This is a genomic window from Flavobacterium sp. NPDC079362, from assembly GCF_050267765.1.
In the GTDB taxonomy this organism is placed as follows: domain Bacteria; phylum Bacteroidota; class Bacteroidia; order Flavobacteriales; family Flavobacteriaceae; genus Flavobacterium; species Flavobacterium azizsancarii.
The window spans coordinates 126992-144680 of sequence record NZ_JBNNFM010000009.1; the positions used below are offsets into that span (position 1 = coordinate 126992).

The window sequence follows — 17689 nt, forward strand, 5'->3', positions numbered from 1 at the left end:
ATAAAATGAAAAATATTCAGATTGCTGGGGTTATCATGCTGGCACTTTTTCAATTTAATTGTAAAGACAGTAAAAAAGAAAATTCACCATTAAAAGAAACAATTGGCACAAGAACAGATTCTACAAAAATAGTTTTAGAAGAGAAGAATTTTGATACTACAATAGACAATAAAAAAGTCAATTTGTATTGGATTGAAAATAAAGGAATCAAAGCGGCTTTTACCAATTACGGAGGAAGATTAGTTGGCCTTTGGGTTGCAGATAAAAACGGAAAACCAAGAGATGTTGTGGTTGGAATGAATAGTGCAAAAGGTTTTAAAAATGCTACAGAACCTTATTTTGGCGCTACAATTGGAAGAGTGGGTAACCGAATTGCAAAAGGAAAATTTACCTTGGAAGGAAAACAATATCAGGTTCCGCTTAATAATGGAGAAAATGCTTTGCACGGCGGGATAAAAGGTTTTCAGGATGTGGTTTGGGATGTTGCTAAAACTAATGAAAACACTTTGGTTTTTAGTTATGTTTCGCCAGACGGAGAGCAAGGTTTTCCCGGGAATTTAACGGTAAGAGTTACATACACTATTACAGATGATCATTCTATAAAAATGGAATATGAAGCGACAACCGATAAAACGACAATTGTCAATTTAACAAACCATGCCTTTTTTAATTTGAATGGGGAAGGAAGCGGTAGTATCATAAATCATGAATTACAGATTTATGCCAATGAATTTACACCGGTTGATGAAGGTTTGATTCCGAATGGAGAATTAAAATCGGTAAAAAATACGTCATTTGATTTTACTTCAAAACATACTATTGGAGAACGAATTGAAACGAAAGACGAGCAGTTGAAATTTGGAAAAGGATACGATCACAACTATGTTTTAAACGGAACTAAGAAAAACGGATTGAACCATGCGGCAACAATTTCAGGAGATAAATCGGGAATAATAATGGATGTTTATACTCAAGAACCTGGATTACAGTTCTATAGCGGAAATTTTATGCAATCAAAAAACACGTTTAAATCTGGTTCGAAAGATGATTTTAGAACGGCTTTTGCATTGGAAACACAACATTTCCCGGATGCACCAAATCAGCCAAAATTTGCACCAATTGTTTTGAAAGCAGGGCAGAAGTATCATACGGTTTCTTATTATCAGTTTTCGGTGAAGTGAGAGAAAGACGGAATGAGATAATGAAATAATGGGAGAATAAGAGAATAAAGAACATAAAGTAAATCGCCCAAGTTTGTCATTTCGATCGAAGAGAGAAATCACATTAGTAAGTCGACAAAGATTGGCGATATACTATACGGAACTTCTTGTGTGATTTTCCTCTGTCGAAATGAAAAACGGTTGATAATTAAACCTAAAAATAAATCAAATCAAAAATGAAAAAAATAGCAACTCTAATAACTTCACTCTGCGTGTTTGTTGCATGTTCGCAGGAAAAACAAGCAAGCAAACCAAAAGAGGAAAAATCCAGTACAATTTTACTGGCAGATCCTACTATTTTTTATAACAACGGGACCTATTATTTATACGGAACGACATCAGGAACTATCCCAAATGGCGAAGGTTTTCAGGTTTACACTTCTTCGGATTTAAAAGATTGGAAAGGACCCGCTGGAGCGCAAAATGGTCTGGCTTTGAAAAAGGGAGATTCTTATGGAGATAAAGGTTTTTGGGCACCGCAGATTCTTTCGTATAAAAACAAATTTTACATGATTTATACGGCGAATGAAAACATTGCAACAGCGGTTAGTGATAGTCCGCTTGGACCATTTAAAAATGAGACCAAAGAACCGATTATTAAAACCGGAAATCAGATTGATCCGTTTGTGTTTATTGATGATGACGGGAAAAAATACTTATATCACGTGAGATTGACCAATGGAAACCGAATTTTTGTTGCCGAGATAAACGACGATCTTCAAAGTATTAAACCAGAAACGTTGACTGAATGTATTTCGGGAACATTGCCTTGGGAAAATACCGAAAAAACCAATTGGCCAGTTACAGAAGGACCAACGGTGTTAAAACACAATGGTTTGTATTACCTGATTTATTCAGCAAATGATTTTAGAAACATTGATTATGCTGTTGGTTACGCCACGAGTAAAAGTCCTTTAGGTCCTTGGGAAAAATCAAAAGACAGTCCGATCATCAGTCGAAAAAACACGAATCAAAACGGGATTGGTCATGGAGATGTTTTTTGGGATCAAAATCAAAAAATGCATTATGTCTTGCATACGCATTTTAATGAGAGTGCTGTTTCTCCCAGAAAAGCAGCTATAATTGATATCGAATTTGTTGGTAATGAATTAAAAGCAGTCAATACTAGTTTTAACTTTTTGAAAAATTAGAAAATAGCTTTTGTTAAGAGAAACAAATCAATGAAGTGATTGGTCAGATCAGGAAAATATTGCTTTGAAAAAAGATGTCCTTTTTTATGCTAACAATCCAGAAAACCAAAGTTTAGTCTTCTGAAAGTGTTTCAGAAATTTTTTCTCCCAAAGCTTTTAGTTTCTCAAAGGTTGCATTAGAAACCAATTCTTTGTCAATGTTTACCTTTAATTTTTCTTCTTTTAATATAAAAGAGTAAGCCGTTTCGCCATTGTGATCTTTTTTCCAAATTTTGGTGTCGGCATCAGTTGAGAATAAACTATTGTCTAAGTTTTCAGATAATAGTTTTTCCAACTTTTTAGTTCTCCAGGAATCAAAGTTCGCAAGTAATGAATAATAATTGTCTGAATTAGAAATTGATATCGAAGTTTTGGTCGATTTTGTATTTTTAGAAGGAGTTTTTGCAACTGCTGTTGTGTTTCCGGATTTAGAAACTGTGGTTTGTCCGTGAGCTAAAGCTCCACAAATTAGCATTATTAAAAATAAGATGATTTTCATAAGTAAAAGTTTTAAATTTTTATTCGTTTTTGCTATTAAACTCAAATCCTAAACCTCTTACACTTGTGATGGAGATGTTTGGATCGTTGCTAAAATATTTCCTGAGACGGCTGATAAAAACGTCCATGCTTCGTCCTGAGAAAAAGTCGTCATTGCCCCATATTTCCTTTAAAATATCTTCACGTTTGACCAGCTTGTTTTTATTGGCATATAAAAACCGAATCAGGTGCGCATCTTTTTCAGTAATTCGGTGTGTGATTTGTTCATGGGAAAGCGTATAATTATTACCATCAAAAATATAAGTACCAATAGAGAATACCAGAGTTTCCTTAGCATTTCCGGTAACCGGCTTTTGACTGCGCTTCAGGATGTTTTGAATCCGCAAAATCAATTCTTCGACTTCAAAAGGTTTCACTACATAATCATCAGCGCCAAGTTTCAGTCCTTTGATCTTATCTTCTTTGAGACTTTTTGCTGTTAAGAATATAAAAGGAGTTTCAGGATAATTTTCAATAATATTTTCAGCCAGGGTAAAGCCATCCATATGGGGCATCATAACATCCAAAACACAGATATCCGGTTTTGTGTCCGAAAAAATTTTCAAAGCTTCCTTACCATCCTTTGCCCAGGTTACCATGAAGCCCGAAAATTCAAGATATTGCTTTAGTATAGAAGCATAGTCAAAATCGTCTTCTGCTAATAAAATATGCTGTTTCATATTGGAATTGTAATTATAAATATAGATCCTTTTTCTTCTTCGCTTTCCACAACGATATTACCGTTATACGTTTCTACCAATTGCTTGATATAGAATAACCCAAGCCCAAGGCCTTTGCTGTTGTGAATATTTCCTTTTTCGACTCTATAAAATTTATCGAAAATTGAGGTCTGCTCCTGAACCGGGATTCCTTTTCCATTGTCTTTTACAGAGAGAATAAAGTTTTTATCTGTTATTTTTAAGTCAGTTTCAATTTTGTCAGCTCCATATTTTACGGCGTTGTCTAACAAATTTATCAGAATTGTATTCAGGTGAAAACGATCCATCGAAATACTAAAAGCTTCTTTTTGGCACGAGAACGCAATTGCTACATCTGGTTTCGAAAGCTTAAAGTCGTCAATCATGTCCTTAATTTCTTCATTGGTAACCTGAATAGTGTTTTTATTGGCAATGGGCTTGACAGAAGCTTCGGTTACTTGACGAAACAATTTTTGCAGTCTTTCATTTTGTCTTGCAATCATGGCGAGTGTATTTTTATAATGTTCCGGGCTCATTTGTTCGTCCTTTCGCTGCAATGTTTTTATGGCAATATCCATTGTAGCGAGTGGCGTTTGAAATTCATGTGTAATATTATTGACAAAGTCCGTTTTGATATCGGCAATTCGCTTTTGCGAAATCAGGTTTTTTAGGGACATATAGTATAAGAAAACAACAAAAGCCATTAATACTATTGAAAAAAGTAATAAGCCGGCCATTTTAGAAATAATGGTTTGCTGCAATTCATCAAAACCATAATAACGTTGGCTTTTTATAACCATTGAAAGTTCTGTATCATTATCTTTAACCTCCCAGCGTCCGATAGAAGAAAGAATTAGGTTTTTTTTTAGGGTGTCGTTGGCTAAGACTAATATTTTTCCTTTAAATAAAGTATCTGTTTTTTTATTATTTATAAGTATTATCGAATTGAGATAAATAGAATAATTAATATTATAGTCTTCGGGTTCCGCCATTTTTTTCATGTAGGTATTCATAGCCCTGGAAAGCGAATCTTTATTGGCACTCAGATATTTAATGAAATTTTGTTTTGTTACATCTCCTTTTAGATACTGTTTTGCATATTTTTTCGAATGTCCTGCCCAGTTATCATTCAGTTTCTCCCATTCGTCAGTATCTTCCAGGCGTGCAATTTGTTTCTTTATGGCACTATTTATTTCTCTTTCGTTTAATTGATAAGTGTTGTAGATAAAATAGCCTTGTATGGTTGCCAAGGCCATTACTGTAAAAATACAGGCACCAATCAAGAGCATTATTTTTCTTTTCATCTGTTCTTAAAGTTTTAATCCGTGAAGCGAATCAGTTTGTTTTGTTGAGACAAAGCTATCGCATTTTGGGTATTTTCAGTTCAAATATACTAGCCTTAACCCTTCGTTAACCAAATTTATAAACAATAACTCAAACAAAACTGCGCCAGGATTGAAATGTCTTTTATCAAGGGCAATTTGAGTTTACAATCAGCTTTTTATCTTTTGGTGTTTAACCCTTCGTTAACCCTGTGTTAACCATTTTCGGAAAATGATTTACAGAGCTTTGCATCAAATAAATCATCAATGAAAAAATTAATCATGTTACTGTTGTGGGGTTCTTTTGCTGGATATTCGCAAGAGATTTCCCTGTCTGGAAAGGTAGTTGACGGCTCTCATCAAGCCGTACCTTTTGCAGATATGCTGCTTTTGCAGGCAAATGATTCTGTAAGTTATAAGACTGCGCAGACGAATGAATCAGGTGAGTTTCGTTTTAACGGCTTGGCAAAAGGCGATTACCTGCTTAAATTGAAAACAATTGGTTTTGAAGAGTATCTCAAAAAGATAACAATTCAAAAAGATACGATTTTGGATATAATTTCTTTAAGCGAAATAACAAATAATCTGGAGAGTGTGACTATTACTTCAAAAAAACCTATTGTAAAGAGGTTGATTGACAGGCTTGAGTTTGGGGTCGAAAATTCATCACTTTCATCAAACAATGCCTGGGAGATCCTAAGCAAAACACCTGGCGTAATGACGGGAACTTCGGGAGCGATAAGCATTCGGGGCAGTCAGAGCATTCTTGTTACTATCAATGACAAGAAGGTTTATCTTAGTGGAGAAGAGTTAAAACAGTTTTTAGAAAACACGAGTGGCGAAGAAGTAAAATCTATAGAGGTTATCACGAACCCGCCTGCTAAATACGAAGCGCAGGGAAGTGCGGTTTTGAATATCAAGCTAAAAAAGAATGTTTCGCAAGGCTATAAAGGCTCTGTTAATACTGCTTATGTGCAATCAATGTATCCAAAAGGTATTGTATCTACAAATCAGTTTTATAAAGGAGAAAAATTATCTCTGGCAGGGAGATACGGTTTTGGCTCAGGCATATATGTCAATGAAGGAACTGATGTCGTGCATTATTTAAAAGAAGATGGCTCAATCGATTCGCGCTGGGAAAGCATTATGAGACGCAAGTCAAAATCACTGGCTCAAAATTCATATCGTCTTCAGGCTTCGTATGAAATTGATTCGCTGAATACGATCGCTGCAGGTGCAACTGGATTTATAGCGCTGCAGCAAGAGGGAGATTTTACTGTACCAACGTTTATTTATGGAGGCAATGGTGCTCTTGATTCGCTTTACGTAACGAGAAATAATCGTACTAATCCGCTCAAAAATAAATCCTATAATATGTCCTTTGACCATCTTTTTAGTGAAAAAGAAAAAGTGTCTGTAGCGGCAGATTATACTCAATATTGGCGTCAGGAACGTCAGGATATTACATCGGCATTTTCGCTTCCTGAACAAAATCCGTATCGCACTACACGCTTTATTAGTGATAATGTGCAGGATATTCAGCTTTTTACGGCTCAGACGGATTACTCGAATGAAATTAACGGAACTCTGGAAGCAGGACTGAAATTTGGAAATGTAAAGGCCCAAAGCGGTCTTGATTACAAGGACGAAATTGCTGGCAATCTCGTAAACAATCCAAATAAAACCAGTGTTTTTCTTTATGACGAATCGATACTGGCAGGTTATGCGAGTTACAATAAGGAATTTGGCAAGTGGAGTCTCAAGGCTGGTTTGCGTGGCGAATATACTTCGCTGGAAGGAAATTCGGTTACTACTTCAGAAATAAACCAACAGCGTTATTTCAAGCTTTTTCCAACATTTTATGGGCTTTACAAACCAAAAGAGGGACATGAAATTGGTATTTCTTATGGCAAGCGAATTACGAGACCGCAATACAGCAGATTAAACCCTTTTCGTTCGTATTATAATTCGTATTCTTATTTTATGGGAGATCCAAAATTACTTCCTACAATTACGCACAATTTGAATTTGCTTTATACGCTTAAAAATAAATATAATTTTGATCTTTTTTATCGCCTTGAGAAGAATCCTTCTATGGAAATTTCTTATCAGGATTATGAAACTAATATGTTGGTGTACCATTTTACAAATATTAAAAAAGATTTTGCCTTTGGACTTGAGTTTAATACTAATCTTACGCTGTATAGTTTTTGGGAATCTGGAATTCAGGCAGGATTAAGTTATGTTGAAGATCGTTTTCAGGGCAGGGACGGCAATTTCTATAAAAACGGAAAGCCAACTTATAACACGAGTATCAGCAACCGTTTCGTACTTACTAAAAAGAAAGATCTAAATGCAGAATTAAATTTTCAATACAATTCTTCTTCAGTGCAGGGTACTTTTGTTTACAGTCAGACTTCAAGTCTTTCTGCCGCTATTCGCAAGAAAATATGGAAAGAAAACGGGGAAGTATATCTTATTATTTCGGATATCTACAGGGGGCAAAAAGAAAAAGTCGTTACAGATTATGCTGATCAGTACAATTATTTCAAGTCGTATGCAGACACCCAGAGTTTTAGATTAGGTTTGCGTTATAATTTTGGAAATCAGAAATTAGAAAACAAAAAGAAAGAAGTCCAGACTGAAGAGCAGCAAAGGTTATAATGCGAAAGCAGCAACAGCAAAATTTGTTTTAAGCAGGAAAGAAAGAGGTATTTATTGAAATTTATAAAAGTCCGGAATATATATGAATATCAAAACTTCTTTCATTTTCTTGTCGCGTATCAGTATAGAGTCTCTTAAGTTTTGGGAATATTTTTTATATGAAATTAATAATAATAAAAATGAAATAAAAAAAGACAGTTTTTAATTACATGTTTGATTGATTCCTTAGCTTTGTAGTATGCACCATAAAAACTTTTTATCATGCCTATAATTGAACAATCAGAATATAATTTACCTTCTATTATTCATCGCAACAGGCACATTTCGACTATTTATGCTGCTTTGTTTAAAAAGTTTGACGCTCCGGGATATACAAGGGAAAAGCATGAGTTAAGTGATGGAGATTTTATCAATATCGATTTTATTATAAGTGACCCTAAAAAGGCAGTTATTTTATGTCATGGATTAGAAGGGGATTCCCGCAGGACGTACAATAATAGTTGTGCGGCTTATTTTCAGGAAAAAGATTTTTCGGTTTTCGCATGGAACAATCGTACCTGCGGAGGAGAGATGAACCGTCTTCCCAGACTTTATCATCACGGCGCAGTTGATGACCTTGATCAGGTGGTGCAGTTTGTTTTACAAAAAGGATTCGATGAGGTTTATTTAATTGGGTATTCGATGGGTGGGGTTCAGCTTTTGAATTATTTTGGCTGGACAAAAATCGATGAGCGGGTCAAAGCTGGTGTTTGCATTTCTGTACCAACTCATATCGCAACAAGTGCTGCGGTACTCAAACAAGGATTTAACAGGGTTTATTTAAAGAATTTTACAATTGATATTAAAAAAAAGCTGAAATATAAAGCGGCACAGTTTCCTGATTTTATAAACCGCGATCAGATTGATAAAATTACTTCTTTTGATGAAGTCGATCAATATTTTACAGCACCGTTACATGGTTTTGCAAGCCGTGATGATTATTATGAGCGCGTCTCTCCTGAATTTTCTCTTAAAGACATTACTACTCCGGTTTTGATTATTAATTCTCTTGATGATCCTTTTTTAAGCGAGAGATGTTATCCCAGAGCTATATCGCAGGACAGTGCATTTGTATATCTGGAAACTCCAAAATACGGAGGACACTGCGCTTTTCCATTGCGCAATTCTACGCATTCTTATGTAGAGAAAAGAGCTTTTGAATTTTTTACCAACAATCCTGGAGCTATTTTTAAGGCTTAAAACGAGGATACAAGTTATGGCTTTGAGCAATTATGAACTCAGGGATTATTCCTTTTTATTGTCAAGCTGTACCCTGAATTTTCCAAAAAATGGATTGTCAGCCATTTGCGTATGTCCAATTACTAAAACATAATTTCCTTTTTGTTTGAGAGAGATTTTCATATCCATTCCAAAAGGTCCGTCTGAGGTTTGATCTGGAAAAATAATTTGGTTGAAACGAATATTTCCTTTGCCTGTAGAGGGAACAATTGTTGCATTCAATTTTTCTGAATTTTCATTTTTGAATTTGACATATATTCTGGAATGAATTGAATCTAAGGAACCTTCGGCTACATACAAACCTTTATCATCTCTAAAATTCATTAGGATAGTATCGCCTATTTGTTTATTCTCTTCGTTTGGTTTGTTTATCTCTTTATTTTTATTTGCCGTAATTGTATCTGTAGAGTAAACAATACCGTTCTTATTTTCTTTTTGTTGGCATGAAAAAAAGAAAATTGATAGTAAAAGCATTAACGAATTTTTCATAGCAGAATTTTTAATAGCGTACATCAAATTTAATTTTTCCCTGAAATTTTCTGTTATATAATAGTAATTGGATTTTGCAGAATCCCGATCTAAATTTGATAGAATTTTATAGAGAGAAAATTTCGTTATCGGCACAGATGTCGTAAATTTTAATATAAATAAGCTGCTTTCTTGCCTGTAACGGCAATATCGATTGTTGCAATTTGTATTAAAAAGTAATCCTTGAAATAGATGCTAGTTCAGTTCTGAAGCCGCTTCTTTTTCAAGGATTTATTGCTGTTAAAATATTTGATATTCCTTAAGATTTAATAAACTCTAAGATATCTTTATTAATTGTTTCTGCTTCTGTAGTTGGCATTCCGTGAGGAAATCCCGGATATGAAATCAGTTTTCCGTTTTTTAATAGTTTAGCTGCTTTTGGAGCCTGATTAAAAGGGACAATCTGATCATCTTCTCCGTGCAAAACGAGAACAGGAATTTCTAAACTTTTAAGATCTTCTGTAAAATCTGATTCAGAGAAAGCTTTTATACCTTCATAATGTGCAAGTACAGAACCCATCATTCCCTGACGCCACCAGTTATGCTTAATTCCTTCCTGAACTGTTTTTCCTTCGCGGTTCCATCCGTAGAAAGCTATAGGGAAATCGTAAAAATATTGCGCTCTGTTAAATCCTGTACCTTCTCTTATTTCATCAAAGACAGACAATGGCACACCTTCAGGATTTGCTTCATTTTTTATCATTATTGGTGTTACAGCACTAATTATTATAGCTTTTGCAACACGTTCTTTTCCATATTTTGCAGCATATCGTATCACTTCGCCACCACCGGTTGAATGCCCAATATGAATCGCATTTTTTAGATCAAGAGCAGCAGTCAATTCAGCAATATCAGCAGCATAAGTTTCCATGTTATTTCCTTCAGAGCTTTGACCAGAACGACCATGTCCACGTCTGTCGTGTGCAATAACCCTGTATCCTTGTTTCAGGAAAAACATCATTTGTGCATCCCAGTCATCACTTGATAAAGGCCATCCGTGATGAAAAACAATAGGTTGTCCTGTTCCCCAATCTTTATAATAAATTTCTGTTCCGTCTTTTACTGTAATTGTGCTCATTTTTTTTGGTTTTAAGATTAATAAATTTAGGAGATATCCTAATTTGGTATTGTAACTAAAATTTAAGTTTTTATCTGTATTTATTTTGGCTTAGATTTCTTGTACAAATTTATATAGGAAAGGAAGACCTATCGATTAATCTAGATTAAGTAATGAGTTTTAGGTACTGATTCTTTTTTTATAATTAAAAATAAGTGACCCAAAAGGATTTCAATAAATTAGGTATTGGAAAAAAAATAATAATTGTAATTTCTTGATAATAAAGGGGTATAATTGATTTTTTGACTAAAAAAGGGAACTGTAAAATAATAAACCAGTCTAATTATTAGGCAATTTATTAAAATTACTTTGCCCTTTCGTACTCAAATGTTTTATCTGAATTTTCAGGAATTAGTACCAGTTTTACTGTTGTCAATTCCTTGATCTTACTTTTCAAATTCTCGTTGGTAAATGCAATCGACAAGTTAGTTCCCGTTCTTATAAAAGTTCCTTCCTGGGTGCTGAGATTACAATTTACATTTCCGGTTTCATCACTTTTTACCGCTATTACCGCAGTACCGTCAAAAGACATATTTTCGTTTAACCGGCATTCGCTTAAAGATTGTCTTACGCTACCAATATACTCTGCTTTTAATTGCCATGTTCCCTGAATATTACCAGATGTGTCGTCTGGAATATTGTCGTTCTCTGAAGAACATGAAACTAAAATGGTTACAAGCATTGATAGTAGAAAGATCTTTTTCATAGTTTTGAATTTATATTCAAATATAAAATAAATCTGGTAATTATATTATCATAAAACTTCTAATAATCAGCCTTATTCAATTTTAAGTTATAGAAAATCCTATAATTAAAATGTTTATATAGAATAACATACGAAATTTTATTTTCCGGAAGTTTATTTTATTCCTCGCCAGTTCTAAGCCAGACAATAAAATAAATGTCTGGCTAAAAATGGCTTTACAAATTAAATTGTTACTGCGTTTTCTGTATAAAAAATACCTTCATAACATGCATTATAAATATCTTTTAAATCTTCTAAAGTAGAAACACGCGGATTAAATCCTGTACATGGATCGATTAGTGCATTGTTTGCAATATAATCAAGGTTTTTATCCCAGTCTTCTTTAGAAATTCCAAATTCTTTTAGAGATGAAATGTTGTTTACTCTACTTCTAAGACCTTCGATCGCTTGCGCAAGATCTTCGGCAGTTGCTACACCAATTACTTTTGCTAATGCAGGATATTTATTCGTTGCCAAAGCATTATAACGAATAACATTAGGTAAGAAAATAGCATTTGCACAACCGTGCGGAATACCGTATAAAGCACCTACCTGATGTGACAATGAATGAACAATACCTAACCATGCATTATTAAAAGCTAATCCTCCCATAAATGAAGCATCATGCATATTTTGTCTCGCTGTAATATTTGAAGGGTTTTTTACCGCTTCTTCCAGATTATCAAATACAATTTCTAATCCGCCTTTAGCCAGAACGTCAGCAAAATTATCATCAATGTTAGAAACAAAAGCTTCTACACAATGAGTTAATGCGTCTAATCCTGTATTTGATGTAACATGAGCAGGCATTGATGCGCAAATTTCTCCATCGATAATGGCAACATCCGGCGTTAATTCATACGATACAATTGGATATTTAACCCCTTTTTCGCGATCTGTAATTACTGCTAAACCAGTTGTTTCCGTTCCTGTTCCGCTTGTAGACGGAATGGCTATAAACTTAGCTTTATTTCGTAATACAGGTACATTGAAAGGTTTGATTAATGAATCGAATTCAGTATCAGGATGTTCGTAAAAAATCCACATTGTTTTTGCTGCGTCAATAGCAGAACAACCTCCTATACCTACAATCCAGTCCGGCTGAAACTCGCTCATGGCTGCTGCGCCTTTAAAACTTGTAGCAGATGAAGGATCTTCCTCTACACCATCGAATACAAAAGTTTCGATTCCCGCTTCGTTTAAAAAAGCTACTGCTCTGTCAAGAGTTCCGCTTTTTTTCATAGAACTTCCTCCAGTTACAACAAAAGCCTTTTTTCCTTTGATGTTTTTCAATTCCTCAAGACTTCCGGGACCATGGAAAACCTCGCTTGCAACAAATAATTTGCTCATCTTTTAAATAGTATTAATTATTGTGGCAAAGATAAAAGAGCGTGCAGGGGAGGATGTTATACAAACAGGACTATGCGGTATAAATTTGCGCCAATTCCTGCTGTAGTTCAGTAGGCGTTTCTTTGAGTTTTGCCTTTACAAATTTGTTTAGTGCCGACGGGGAACTAAACCCCAGGTCGAATGCAATCTCTTTGTGGGACAGATCTGAAAAAAGCAATTGTCTTTTTATTTCGGTAAGGATTCGGTTATGAATCGCATTAATTGCCGTTTCACCGCAGTGCTTTTTTGTTATTTCATTGAGTTTTTTTGGCGTAATTGTGAGCGTCGAAGCATAATATTGCACAGTACGCTCACTTTTATAGTGCTGATTTAGCAGTTTTTTGAAACCGATATAAATATGCTGATTTGTTTTTTGATGCAAAACAGGATGCTGGCCGTGAATAGATTCGATTAAACCCAGCAGAAATACTTTTATATAAAATCGCGCCTGTTCTTTTTTGACCAACGTTGGGTTGTTATATATAGTCTGAATGTTTTTTATAAGAGAAAGTGCCTGTTCAAATTCAGCAGTAGGGAGTACCGTACAATTAAGGTTATCAGAAAGATTTACATTATACGGACTTAGTTCATTTTTTAATATATCAGAGCAAAACAGGACTTCTTCAAATAAAATGATTTTGCCTTTTAGATCATCACTTTTGGCTAAGATAAAATGAATTTGTTCCGGAAAGATTATAGAAATTTTACCTGCTTTGAGATAATGTATTTTTTCTTCGATCTGAATATCAATAGTACCGGTTTCAACAATTATAATGCAGAAATGATCTTTTTTATGAGGTTGAAAATAGTCTTCGATATATTCTGTATTCAGATCAAAAGCGCGAAAGGATAGATTTTTGTCTTCGGCTTTTTGAATGTTTTTGCTGATCTGTAATCTTTTTAAATTCATTAGTATTTTTTTTGCGTCAAAAACATTATTCCGGCATTTGGTCCAACTGAAATTTTTGCACTTTAGTAAAGGTTCTCAGTTATGAATTTGCAAATTTACTTAAAATAAAAAAGATTTTTTTCCCTTTAGTATCGATAAACTTATTTTTTTGAATTCTAGCTATTGGTATAAACGAAGAAAATTACGATCGGGAAGACCGTAATTTTCATTTGTTTTTTAGTATCATAAAATGATGTAAAAAGTTTTAATTTTTTTTAGTCGATGTCGATTTTTTATCGTCAGTTGACTTGTTGCTACCTTTTGAAGCAGTTGATTTTGTATCAGTTTTTTTGTCTGACATTTTTGCACCTGTAGTGCCGCTGTTTTTTTGATTTGAAGTGTTCATAATAAATAGTTTAAATTAATAGATTAATACAATCTTTATTCAAAAACAAATTGAATTGTTGTAAAGATCATATCCAAAATTAGTTTGAAAGCAACGTATTTATTTATAGAATTTTAAATCTCAATTATATAATTATCAGTGAATTACATTCTTGTTTTTGGTTTTTGAAACGCTCAGAACGGTAATTTAACATCGCAGGCAATTTTTTGGGTACAACATTGTAAATTATGAATGAGAATTATGCAAAATGTGAGTATCATTTTATAATTTTTTGTTCTCTGTATAAACATTGAGAGAATAGAAAAACATTACAAAAAAACTGTCTCCAAATAGCGGTGAAACTTTTTGGAGACAGTTATTTATGTTTTTTTTATTTTATAGCGGTAAATAAATATTGAATGTGGTCCCGTGATTGACTTTGCTTTTTGCAGCAATAAATCCGTTATGATTTGCGACAATTTTTTTAGCCAATGTAAGCCCAAGACCACTGCCATGATATTGATCGTTGTTGTGTAATCTATAAAAAGGCTCAAATATTTTTGATGCAAATTCCTGGTTAAATCCAATCCCGTTATCAGTCACGCTAATTTTTACGTAATTACTTTCTTTGTTACCGCCAATTGAAAGGATTTCGTCAGTTGAAGGCTGCTCTGTTTCAATTTTTATTTCAGGCGTGACGTCGCTTTTTGTGTATTTAATAGCGTTAAGAATTAAATTGGTAAAAAGCTGTTGTATTTGATACGGAATCACATTTAACTGTGGAAATGAAGAAACTGTTATTATGGTGTTTGTTTCTAAAATAGTGTCTTTTATATCTGCAATAATCTTCTTTAAAAGAACGTTCAGATCTGTTTTTTTATATTCTTTTTCTATAAAATTTATTCGCGAGTACGCAATCAGGTCAGCAATTAACTGGCTCATGTTGGTCACGGCAAATAACATTCGCTCCAGATTATGTTTACTTGATTCAGATAAATGCTCTTCGTTGTCAATAATCCTTTTACAAAACATATGAATTTTGCGAAGCGGTTCTTGTAAATCATGACTTGCTGCAACACTAAAGGCTTCTAGCTGATCGTTATAATTTTGCAGTTCTTCATTTTTGATTGTCAACAATTCATTAGCACTAATTACATCTGTAATATCTTCGAGTGCCAGTAAGATCATGCCGGCAGGTTTTGCATTTAGTATACGGCGCGCACTTACCATCATGATTTTTTTGCCAATGCCTTTACAGGTAGTATCAACCTTGAAATCTTCGATCTGGGTTTTTTCGCCAAGCATGTTATAAATCAGATCTTTAAATTCCGGAATATCCCATTGGCAATCTCCAATCTCAAATAAGGAATAACCTTCTGTTTCTTTTTCGGTAGTTTGAAAATATTTATAAAAAGCAGGATTGGCATTTTTTACAAAAAAGTCCTGATCAATAATAATCAATGGTTCGCGAATGGTTTTAAAAATCGACTCAGAATAATTTCGCATAGAAGTCAATTGTTCCTGACGGTCCATTAATTCGTCGTTTACGCACATTAACTCTTCATTATTAGACTGCAGTTCTTCTGTTGAGGTTTCTAATTCCTCGTTCATCGCCTGCATTTCTTCACTGCTGCTCAATAACTCTTCATTTGTAGTCTGAAGTTCCTCAAATGCAGTTTGTTGTTCTTCGGTGACCCGTTTGATGTCTTCACGAAGTTGGTTAAGTTCATTTTCGAGTTCTTTGATACGCTGCTGATCAGAACTTTTTCGGCTTTTTTTAGTGTCTTCGTCTAATTCAGGAAGCATTTTTTTATGAAAAAGAACCATGATATGTTCGTCATCATTAGGGATAGCAAGTACTTCGAATGAAGCAAGATAAGGTTGATCCTTGACCACTATATTTTCTTTGATGACATTTTTTTGTTCCTTTTTTATTTTCAAAATAGCATTACGCAATTCAAAGCTGATGCCTTCGCGTGCCATTTTCAAAATATTAAAGTTTGGTTTTCCGGGCGATGGTAATAAAAAGAAACTTGTATCACCATGAAAATGAACAATTTCCAGATGTTCATTTATAATGACGCTTGCCGGAGTATATTTTAGGAATAAAATATCTGAAGCAATTTTTCTAAAATCCGTTTCCGGTTGAATCTTTTTAGGAAATATTTCTGTTTTGCCTCTCGAATTTATGTTTGCCGGTTTAAACGCCTCAGGAACATAACGTCCAGGTGCAAATTTGCGGATATAGATTTTTTCGTTTTTGCCAAGAGGTTCAAACAAATTTTGTGCATTGGCTGTAGTTTCCGATTTTCCCAGAAACAAAATTCCTTTTTCTTTTAATGAATAATGAAATGAACTTAAAACTTTGTTCTGTAAAAACGGATCAAAATAGATGAGCACATTTCGGCATGAAACCAAATCAATTCTGGCAAACGGAGGATCTTTGATAAAGTTGTGAACTGCAAAAATGCACATATCACGAATTACTTTATTGATCTGATAATGACCATCACGTTTTGTAAAATAATTTTGAAGCCTTGACGGCGAAACATGTTGTAAATCCTGAGCTGAATAAAGTGCTGTTCTGGCTTTTGTAATGCATTTTTCAGAAATATCCGAAGCAAAAATTTGAACCTTTATATCTTTATTGTTTTTTTCTGCAAGATATTCATGAATGCAAATAGCAATCGAATATGCTTCTTCGCCAGTGGCACATCCTGCAACCCAAACACGTAAATTATTGTTGAGAGTATTTTGAATCAGGGTTGGGAACACAATATTTGGCAGCGATTCAAAAAACTTAGTATCTCTAAAAAAGTACGTTACAGGAATTAAAAAATCATTGAACAAGAGATCCTGTTCAGCTTTATCATTTCTTAAATAATGGTAATATTCTTCGAGACCTTCTTTACGAACGATCACCATTCTGCGGGCAATACGCCGTCTTATAGTAGGTTGTTTGTAATGATTGAAATTATTTCCTGTTTTTAAAAAAACAATATTTATAATTTTATTCAGGATTTCTTCTTCATTTTGAGGAATATGTTCCTCTTCACTATAACCATGATTAAGGGTATAACTTTTCTGAATTTGAAGCAATTGTTCCGGAATAAGTTCAGGTGCAAGAACATAATCAGCCACATCAGCGTCGATAGCGCTTTGAGGCATTCCCTTAAAAGCTGCCGTTTCAGGATCCTGAGAGATTGTTACACCGCCAAGTTCCTTTATTTTTTTAAGTCCGTAAGTACCATCAAAAGCAGTTCCGGAAAGAATTACACCAATTGCAAAACTCTTATGAACTTGTGCCAACGACTCAAAGAAAATGTCGATGCTGTTATTTTTTCTCTCATCACGAGTTCTGTTATGCAGTTTTAGAACGCCATCTTCAGCAATAAGATTGTTATTTTCCGGAATAATATAAATATGGTTTGGTGCCAGATTTATATCATTAATAATCTCATGAACCGGAATATCTGTGCTTTGAGAAAGTATCTCAGGAAGGTTGCTGGGATAGTCAGGAGACAAGTGCTGTACAAGCACATATGCCATCCCTGAATTATTGGGTATGGCTTTCAGTACTTTTTTGAAAGCATCCAATCCTCCGGCAGAGGCACCAATGCCAACTACGGGAAAATCCTGTATTGTTTTGTGAGGAGTTTTAGCAGGAACTTTCATGGCAAACTATAATTTAGACCAAATGTATTAAGTCTTTTTAATATTAAAAAAT

At 34.2% G+C, this 17689-nt stretch carries 14 protein-coding genes; 4 read left to right on the plus strand and 10 right to left on the minus strand.

All coding sequences use genetic code 11. The features are described from left to right. Positions 1-5 precede the first annotated feature (5 nt). A complete protein-coding gene (locus ACQKCJ_RS10635; protein WP_271335737.1) occupies positions 6-1181 on the plus strand; it encodes an aldose epimerase family protein in 1176 nt (391 codons plus the stop codon). A 215-nt stretch (positions 1182-1396) separates the two neighbouring features. Then, the gene (locus tag ACQKCJ_RS10640) at positions 1397-2371 is read left to right on the plus strand and encodes a glycoside hydrolase family 43 protein (protein ID WP_271335738.1); all 975 of its coding nucleotides are present in this window, start codon (positions 1397-1399) and stop codon (positions 2369-2371) included. Between the two features lie 112 nt (positions 2372-2483). On the opposite strand, the gene ACQKCJ_RS10645 is transcribed toward ACQKCJ_RS10640, so the two are convergent. From ACQKCJ_RS10645 to ACQKCJ_RS10655, 3 genes are read right to left on the minus strand one after another with little or no spacing between them, the layout of a single operon-like run. Continuing rightward, on the minus strand, positions 2484-2909 hold the full coding sequence (locus ACQKCJ_RS10645; RefSeq protein WP_271335739.1) for a hypothetical protein: 426 nt from the start codon (positions 2907-2909) through the stop codon (positions 2484-2486). A gap of 19 nt (positions 2910-2928) precedes the next feature. Further along, the gene (locus ACQKCJ_RS10650) at positions 2929-3627 is read right to left on the minus strand and encodes a response regulator transcription factor (protein WP_271335741.1); all 699 of its coding nucleotides are present in this window, start codon (positions 3625-3627) and stop codon (positions 2929-2931) included. Next, positions 3624-4949 carry a sensor histidine kinase gene (locus ACQKCJ_RS10655; protein ID WP_271335742.1) on the minus strand — a complete coding sequence of 442 codons (1326 nt, stop codon included), beginning with the start codon at positions 4947-4949 and terminating at the stop codon, positions 3624-3626. The genes ACQKCJ_RS10650 and ACQKCJ_RS10655 overlap by 4 nt, the downstream gene beginning before the upstream one ends. A gap of 285 nt (positions 4950-5234) precedes the next feature. Between ACQKCJ_RS10655 and ACQKCJ_RS10660 the strand changes: the two genes are divergently transcribed. Together ACQKCJ_RS10660 and ACQKCJ_RS10665 are read left to right on the plus strand one after the other, a co-directional pair. Then, on the plus strand, positions 5235-7631 hold the full coding sequence (locus tag ACQKCJ_RS10660) for an outer membrane beta-barrel family protein (RefSeq protein ID WP_271335743.1): 2397 nt from the start codon (positions 5235-5237) through the stop codon (positions 7629-7631). A 261-nt stretch (positions 7632-7892) separates the two neighbouring features. Continuing rightward, positions 7893-8870, plus strand: a complete 978-nt coding sequence (locus ACQKCJ_RS10665; RefSeq protein WP_271335744.1) for a YheT family hydrolase — start codon at positions 7893-7895, stop codon at positions 8868-8870. A gap of 45 nt (positions 8871-8915) precedes the next feature. Here ACQKCJ_RS10665 and ACQKCJ_RS10670 read toward each other — a convergent pair whose 3' ends face one another. The 7 genes from ACQKCJ_RS10670 to ACQKCJ_RS10700 all read right to left on the minus strand — a co-directional run bounded on the left by ACQKCJ_RS10670 (position 8916) and on the right by ACQKCJ_RS10700 (position 17637). Continuing rightward, positions 8916-9398, minus strand: a complete 483-nt coding sequence (locus tag ACQKCJ_RS10670; RefSeq protein WP_271335745.1) for a hypothetical protein — start codon at positions 9396-9398, stop codon at positions 8916-8918. Between the two features lie 298 nt (positions 9399-9696). After that, the gene (locus ACQKCJ_RS10675; RefSeq protein ID WP_271335746.1) at positions 9697-10515 is read right to left on the minus strand and encodes an alpha/beta fold hydrolase; all 819 of its coding nucleotides are present in this window, start codon (positions 10513-10515) and stop codon (positions 9697-9699) included. Between the two features lie 343 nt (positions 10516-10858). Further along, on the minus strand, positions 10859-11260 hold the full coding sequence (locus tag ACQKCJ_RS10680; protein ID WP_427402004.1) for a lipocalin family protein: 402 nt from the start codon (positions 11258-11260) through the stop codon (positions 10859-10861). A gap of 222 nt (positions 11261-11482) precedes the next feature. After that, complete coding sequence (locus tag ACQKCJ_RS10685) at positions 11483-12649, minus strand: iron-containing alcohol dehydrogenase (protein WP_271335748.1); 1167 nt, start codon at positions 12647-12649, stop codon at positions 11483-11485. A gap of 70 nt (positions 12650-12719) precedes the next feature. Next, positions 12720-13598 (minus strand): AraC family transcriptional regulator, encoded by an 879-nt coding sequence (locus ACQKCJ_RS10690; protein WP_271335749.1) that lies wholly within the window; start codon positions 13596-13598, stop codon positions 12720-12722. Positions 13599-13842: 244 nt separating this feature from the next. Continuing rightward, the gene (locus ACQKCJ_RS10695; protein WP_271335750.1) at positions 13843-13983 is read right to left on the minus strand and encodes a hypothetical protein; all 141 of its coding nucleotides are present in this window, start codon (positions 13981-13983) and stop codon (positions 13843-13845) included. 375 nt (positions 13984-14358) lie between these two features. After that, positions 14359-17637, minus strand: a complete 3279-nt coding sequence (locus ACQKCJ_RS10700) for a CheR family methyltransferase (RefSeq protein ID WP_427402005.1) — start codon at positions 17635-17637, stop codon at positions 14359-14361. Positions 17638-17689 lie beyond the last annotated feature (52 nt).